Source organism: uncultured Corynebacterium sp., from assembly GCF_902489365.1.
Lineage (GTDB): Bacteria > Actinomycetota > Actinomycetes > Mycobacteriales > Mycobacteriaceae > Corynebacterium.
This window is the reverse complement of record NZ_CABTZR010000099.1, coordinates 1-6558: the sequence shown is the minus strand read 5'-3', so window position 1 is coordinate 6558 and position 6558 is coordinate 1. Positions and strand designations below refer to the sequence as shown.

Sequence of the window (6558 nt, the reverse complement as noted above, 5' to 3'; positions counted from 1 at the left end):
TGCACCGTGCTGAGCGCATGATGAACGAGCTGGATGACGTTCGCGTGGCCGATAAGGTTGCCCACATCAAATTCCCGGAACCCGCTCCCTGCGGCAAAACTCCGATGAACGCCAAGGGCCTGACCAAGATGTATGGCTCCCTTGAGGTCTTCGCTGGCGTCGACTTGGCCATCGACAAGGGCTCCCGCGTGGTTGTGCTGGGCTATAACGGCGCTGGCAAGACGACCCTGCTCAAGCTTCTGGCGGGCGTGGAGCGCACCGACGGCGAAGGCGGCATCGTCTCCGGCCACGGCCTGCGCATCGGTTACTTTGCCCAGGAGCACGACAACATCGATCCAGACAAGACCGTGTGGGAAAACACGATTGAGGCCTGCCCGGATGCTGGCCAGCAGGATTTGCGCGGACTGTTGGGCGCCTTCATGTTCTCCGGCGACAAGCTGGAGCAACCCGCCGGCACGCTTTCCGGCGGTGAGAAGACCCGCTTGTCGCTAGCAACGCTGGTGTCCTCACGCGCCAATGTGCTGCTTCTCGACGAGCCCACGAACAACCTCGACCCACAGTCCCGCGAGCAGGTTCTCGATGCCCTGGGCACCTACACCGGCGCCGTGGTCTTGGTTACCCACGACCCGGGTGCGGTCAAGGCGCTCAACCCGGAACGCGTCATCATCATGCCGGACGGCGATGAGGATTTGTGGAACGACGAGTACATGGAAATCGTGGAATTGGCCTAATAGACTTTCGGGCATGACCGCCCAGCCTGTTCTCCTTGATTGTGATCCTGGCATCGACGATGCCCTTGCGTTGATCTATCTCGCCGCGCTTCACCGTGCCGGAGAGATCGAACTAGTCGGGGTTACCACCACCGCAGGAAACGTAGGGATTGAACAGACCACCCGCAATGCTTCCTACATCCTGCAACTGTGCGGCCTGGATGAGGTGCGCGTCGCGGCGGGGCTTCCGGAGCCCAGCCAGGTGGAGCTGGTAACCACTCCGGAAACCCACGGCCCAAGCGGCCTTGGGTACCTGAGCGTGCCGGAGGAGCACGCTAATGCTGAGCCTGCCGAGTGGACCAGCATCTGGGCCGAAGCTGCGGACCGCAACGCGCACCTCATCGTGACAGGCCCGCTGACTAATGCAGCGTATTTCGCCGCGGCGAATGCCGCCGACTATGCCTCGTTTGCGGACGTTACCGTTATGGGCGGCGCGATTAATTATCCCGGCAACACCACGCCCACCGCGGAGTGGAACTTCTGGGTCGACCCGCATGCTGCGCGCGACGTCTTTGCTTCCGCCACGCGGCCTATCACGCTGTGCCCACTCAACGTCACTGAGACGATGCTCATCGGCCCAACGCAGCTGGAACGGCTACGCGAAGCGCTCGCGCAGCACCCAGTATCGGAGGTCCTACCGGAGATTATGCGTTTCTACTTCGAGTTTCACGAGGCGCACGGCTCGGGCTATCAGGCTCAGATTCACGACCTGCTCACCTGCATGGTGGCGTTGCAGAAGGCCCCGTTCTTTTCCACCTCGACCACTGTGCGGGTGGTGAGCGAACCGGAGTGGTTGCGCGGAACGAGCGTGGCGGATCTGCGCGGACACTGGGGACAGCACCCCAATGCCACGCTGGTCACCGTCGTCGATGTTGACAGTGCCCACCGAGAGTTCCTGCGCGCTGCAAAAATTCTTGCCCTTCCGGAAAACCTATAGTGAGCTAGAATCAGGGGCACAACCCACACCGCTCAAGACTCTTCTCTTGGGTCCTTCCGCTTCCCACGCACAGGGTCTAGAAGTGGTCAGACCCCGCCGTGCTGCCGCAGGAGAGGAAGAAGTCATGAACACCGGAGATACCCTCGATTCCGTCATCGAACCGCTGCTCACCGGATTAGTGAGCAAACGACCTGAGGTCCGCGTGGACTGGGCCTATACCGAATTGAAGGAGGGCATAGAGTCAGGTCAGTGGGATGACCATGTTGATCAGATTCGTGAACGCCTCACTGGCTACCTGCGCACAGACAAGGTGTGGACTAAGGCGCTGTCTGCTCGGTTGCTTAATGTCCTCGCGGAAGCAGGCCACTTCCGCTACGAGGACTACCTCACGTTCCGCGCGTGGTATGTCACAGAGGAGGACACACGCGGCATCGTCAAGGACATCGGTCCTATCATGGCCGTCGGCTACGGCGCTGACTACGTAGAAACCTGTGTTCGCATAGGAATGATCCCGGCTGTCGAAGGTGCGGCGATCATCTCGTGCCGCCTTCGCGCCCCCGGAGGAGTGTGGCATGACGATGAGAGCATCCGCTTAGCGCGTGCGGCCTGCACCACAATTGGCAAGAGCACCTCGCTTCACATCCTCGAAATTTGGACCGAGCGGCTGAGTACTACCGTGCTCACCGAAGGCATTCGCAACAATAACCGTGCCGTAGTCGAGAATTTCGCCCACTTTCTCACGGCCACAGCTGACATGGTCCGCAGTGAACCGGAGAAGTGGGGAATTGACGCTGAACGCGCGGATCTCGTGTTGCCGATGATTGCCGAGATTGAAGAAGAACTTCGCAACGCCAGTAATTAGCAAGAAATAGCACCATAAAAGCGCACCTTCGTTACTTCCTGTGGGTGAGCGCGCTGCCATGGGTAGTGGTCCGGTGATGCCTGGACGGGTTCACTGAGGTCAAGGAGGGTATCGGTTCCAGCTGGGCCACCTACAGTGAGTTCACCTTTGCTTATAACAACCGCTGATTCGAATGTACGGTCTGCCCGCTTGCTGCGAACAAGAGCCATCGGCACCTCAACGAAGACCGTTTTTCCGCGCCGCAAAACCGTGAGGTCTGCGGTGACATAGCTAGGTCGAATACGTTCGGCAGCGATCAAGCCCCACACAAAAATAATGGCCCACAGCGACAGCAGCAACGCCAGAATTCGTAGAACGCCCACAGGAAGTAGAAAGTGAACGACCACCATTTCAACCACCAGCACTGCAGTGAGGAAGCCGAGCATCTGTAGCCTGCCCGGAGGGTGGGGAAGCGCCACCGCTCCGGCGGGGACCAACGTCTGGCCCCGCATCCAGCGCCACAGATCGTGGTAGAGGCCCAATTCATATTTGGCTAGGCGAAATCCAGGATGTTTCTCCACAAATCGCCAGATACTAGCCACCTGAGCCACCTGCCAAAGCTTTGAGCGCTACACCTTGCGCACCAGTAGTCGGAGCATCAGCCACAGTCAGCGGAGCGTTACCAGGTCGCAAGGTGGGATAGATTCCTCGCATCAATCCGTGTTCCCCCAGGTAGCGCAGCTTCTCGACGATACGCGCGACCCCACAATCATGCGGAGACAGTGAGCCAAGCTCTCGCCACAACATTTCAGCCTCGCGGAGAGCTGCAAGGCAAGTGTTGTCCCGAAGATTCTCTCGTAGTTGTTCCCATGTCGCTGGTGTGGCGACACTGGTCAACGCCATGAGATCCCAGGAATCCAGTTCCAGCTGCCGCAGGGCAGGGTCTTCGATGACTTTGCCCAAGGATTCTCGAATATCGGTGGGAGTACCGTGAGGAGCTGCGGCCAAAGCACGCAAACGCTCACGCTGCCGCTGCAGTCGGGCAATTCTTTCTTCCACGAGGACGAAGGATCGATCAATGGCATTAGGAGATGCGACATCAGCGACGGGAACGCCGGCGTCGATAAGTACTCTCGCACGGATCACAGCGGCGAGATCAGAGATCGAGTAGTCGCGATAGTTTCCGCTTGTACGCGCAGGCTCTGGAACCACCCCCATTTCGTGTAAATGACGCACGGAGCGCACTGAGCAACCAGCGACCGCGGCAACGTCCGATATCTTCATAGGACAAAGCTAAACCCTCACATAGTGTGAGGGTCAAGTGCTTGGTGAAAATTAATCCGAGATGGTGAGGCCTTAATTGCGAAAACCGTGCACCGGCGCCGGGATGAAGCCACCGCGGTTAATGAAGGTGGAGTTGCCCACCTCATTAACCGGAATGACCGGTGCGTAGCCCAGAAGGCCGCCAAAGTTGACCTCGTCGCCAGCCTTGGTGCCTGGAGCAGGGATGACGCGCACGGCGGTTGTCTTATGGTTCATCACGCCAATGGCGGCTTCATCGGCGATCATGCCGGCGATGGTCTCCGCGGAGGTATCCCCCGGGATGGCGATCATGTCCAAGCCCACAGAGCAGATCGAGGTCATGGCCTCCAGCTTGTCGATGGAGATAGCGCCAGAGCGCACCGCATCGATCATGCCCTTGTCCTCAGAAACCGGAATGAAGGAACCAGACAGGCCACCCACGCGGGAGCAGGCCATCATGCCGCCCTTCTTGACGGCGTCGTTAAGCAGAGCCAGTGCTGCCGTGGTGCCGTGTGTACCCACCTGGTCGAGGCCCATGTGTTCCAGGATGTGTGCGACGGAGTCACCCAGCTCTGCGGTGGGAGCGAGGGAAAGGTCAATGATGCCGAAGGGGACACCGAGGCGTTCGGACGCCATTTCACCCACGAGCTGTCCGGCGCGGGTGACCTTGAAGGCTGCTTTCTTGACCTCTTCGGCGACCTCGTTGAGGGTGGCTCCCTCAAGGGATCCGAGCGCGCGATCGACGACACCGGGTCCGGATACGCCAACAGAAACGACGCAGTCCGGCTCCTCAATACCGTGGAAGGCACCGGCCATGAAGGGGTTATCGCCCACGGAGTTGGAGAAGATCACGAGCTTGGCGCAGCCGATGGCGCTGCGTTCCTTGGTCAGCTCGGCTGCCTCCTTGATGATGCGTCCCATTTGTGCCGCGGCATTCATGTTGATGCCGGCGCGGGAGGAGGCGATGTTGACCGAGGAGCAGACGAGGTTCGTCTCAGCGAGGGCTTCCGGGATGGAACGGATCAGGGCCTTTTCGGCGGTCGTGGCGCCCTTTTCCACCAGCGCAGAGTAGCCGCCGACGAAGTCGACGCCGGTGGCTGCTGCCGCACGGTCGAGCGCGCGGGCGACGTCGACGGGGTTGCCTTCGACGCCGGCTACGATGAGCGCGACTGGGGTGACGGAGATGCGCTTGTTGACGATCGGGATGCCGAGCTCGGCCTCGATTCCCTCGCACACCTCAACCAGCTGTGCGGCACGGGTGGTCACGAGGTCGTACACGGCCTCGGCCGTGGCTTCCATGGTGGAGCGCGTGCAGCCGAGCAGCGAAATGCCCATGGTGACGGTGCGGATGTCGAGACGGTACTTCTCGATCATCTCGATGGTATCGAGAATGCTGGCGGTATTGAAGCGGTTAAGCATGACTGATTCTCGCTCCTAAATCTCATTCATGGCGGTGAACAGCGCTTCCGACTGCACGCGAATGGATTGCTTGATGGACTCACCGACGGTATTCATCCGCTCCTGAATCTGCTGGATGCTGACCTCATTCTCATCGAATTCGACGCGCAGGATCATCGTGAAGTACCCAGACATGAGAGTCTGCGAGACGTCAACGATATTGACATTAAGTTCTGCGAGAGCGGTGGAAACGGCGGAGATAATGCCGGTGTTATCAACACCGGTAACAGTCATGATGGCGATCATAATTTGATTGTAGCCCGTGGGTTTTTCACGCTGCCCTGGGGTCATGCAGAGACATCAGGTAGCGCGTACGGTGGCGCTCATGACTGATACGACAACAACTGCACGCAAGAAGGTTCTGTACATCGGCGGCCATGGAAAGGTTGGGCTCTTGGCAGCGCCCAAGCTTGTCGACGCCAACCTCACCGTCCATTCCCTTATCCGTAACCCCGACCAAGTTGCCGATATAGAAGCCCTCGGTGCCACCGCAGTGGTGCGCGATCTCACCGAGCTTTCTGTCGAGGACTGGGCAGAGCTTTTGGCTGACTATGACGTTGTCGTGTGGGGCGCTGGAAACGGTGGCCGCGCGGGTGCGGAAGTGACGTGGGCAGTGGACCGCGATGCAGCACTCGCATCGATCGCTGGCTTGGAGAAGCTAGTGGAGGAGGGCAAGCACACCCCGGCCTATGTGATGATTTCCTACATGGGCGCTACTGAAAACACGACGGATCCTTCCGATGAGTCGTGGTACGCCTACGTGGAGTCCAAGAAGGCCGTAGATAACAAGCTCAATTCGACCGATCTCAATTACCTTATTCTGGGTCCCGCGGCGCTCACGGAAGAGCCTTCTCAGGGCATCACCGTGCTTGATAGCGATGCTGAGCGCACGAGCGATATGACGACTTCCCGGGAGCTTGTCGCCGAGGTTGTCGCTGAGGTGGCTCGCCGCGATAGCTTCCCAGCCTCGCCATTAGAGTTCATCGATGGCGACGGCGACGTTAAGGACATCTAGGAAGCAGAGGATGCCGCGGCGTTAAGTCCGGCTCTCACTTGCTCGCGGGTCAGACCGTTGTGCAAGCTCGCGTAGCGAAAAGGTTTAATAGCGAGGTGAGCGGCGATGTACCACCCCGTGGTGTGCTCGAAGGTAGCTTGGCTTTGGAAGCGCACCACGGCTATACCTTGCTCGCGGAAGGCGCGGGGAGACGTGTGGGATTCAAACTCGTCGCTGATGATTTCTTGAACCGTGC

Annotated in this window: 8 protein-coding genes and 1 pseudogene; 4 read left to right on the top strand and 5 right to left on the bottom strand. The window is 59.4% G+C overall.

What is annotated here, in order from left to right:
• From RDN59_RS10820 to RDN59_RS10810, 3 genes are all read left to right on the top strand, one after another.
• The coding region (locus tag RDN59_RS10820; RefSeq protein ID WP_308607845.1) for an ATP-binding cassette domain-containing protein at positions 1–731 on the top strand (731 nt) is incomplete at its 5' end.
• A 13-nt stretch (positions 732–744) separates the two neighbouring features.
• Positions 745–1707, top strand: a complete 963-nt coding sequence (locus RDN59_RS10815) for a nucleoside hydrolase (protein ID WP_308607844.1) — start codon at positions 745–747, stop codon at positions 1705–1707.
• Between the two features lie 124 nt (positions 1708–1831).
• Positions 1832–2569 carry a hypothetical protein gene (locus tag RDN59_RS10810; protein WP_308607843.1) on the top strand — a complete coding sequence of 246 codons (738 nt, stop codon included), beginning with the start codon at positions 1832–1834 and terminating at the stop codon, positions 2567–2569.
• Here RDN59_RS10810 and RDN59_RS10805 read toward each other — a convergent pair.
• The 4 genes from RDN59_RS10805 to RDN59_RS10790 all read right to left on the bottom strand — a co-directional run bounded on the left by RDN59_RS10805 (position 2566) and on the right by RDN59_RS10790 (position 5554).
• Positions 2566–3129: a hypothetical protein gene (locus tag RDN59_RS10805; protein ID WP_308607842.1), complete on the bottom strand. Its 564-nt coding sequence runs from the start codon at positions 3127–3129 to the stop codon at positions 2566–2568. The two genes, RDN59_RS10810 and RDN59_RS10805, sit on opposite strands and share 4 nt — an antisense overlap.
• A gap of 13 nt (positions 3130–3142) precedes the next feature.
• Complete coding sequence (locus RDN59_RS10800) at positions 3143–3832, bottom strand: MerR family transcriptional regulator (protein WP_308607841.1); 690 nt, start codon at positions 3830–3832, stop codon at positions 3143–3145.
• Between the two features lie 72 nt (positions 3833–3904).
• On the bottom strand, positions 3905–5269 hold the full coding sequence (locus RDN59_RS10795) for a PFL family protein (protein ID WP_308607840.1): 1365 nt from the start codon (positions 5267–5269) through the stop codon (positions 3905–3907).
• A gap of 15 nt (positions 5270–5284) precedes the next feature.
• Positions 5285–5554, bottom strand: coding sequence for an ACT domain-containing protein (locus tag RDN59_RS10790; RefSeq protein WP_308607839.1), 270 nt, complete (start codon positions 5552–5554; stop codon positions 5285–5287).
• A 79-nt stretch (positions 5555–5633) separates the two neighbouring features.
• On the opposite strand from RDN59_RS10790, the gene RDN59_RS10785 reads away from it, so the two are divergent.
• On the top strand, positions 5634–6323 hold the full coding sequence (locus tag RDN59_RS10785; protein WP_308607838.1) for an SDR family oxidoreductase: 690 nt from the start codon (positions 5634–5636) through the stop codon (positions 6321–6323).
• On the opposite strand, the pseudogene RDN59_RS10780 reads toward RDN59_RS10785, so the two are convergent.
• Positions 6320–6558: pseudogene (locus RDN59_RS10780) on the bottom strand (hypothetical protein); the annotation flags it as partial. The gene RDN59_RS10785 and the pseudogene RDN59_RS10780 overlap by 4 nt on opposite strands.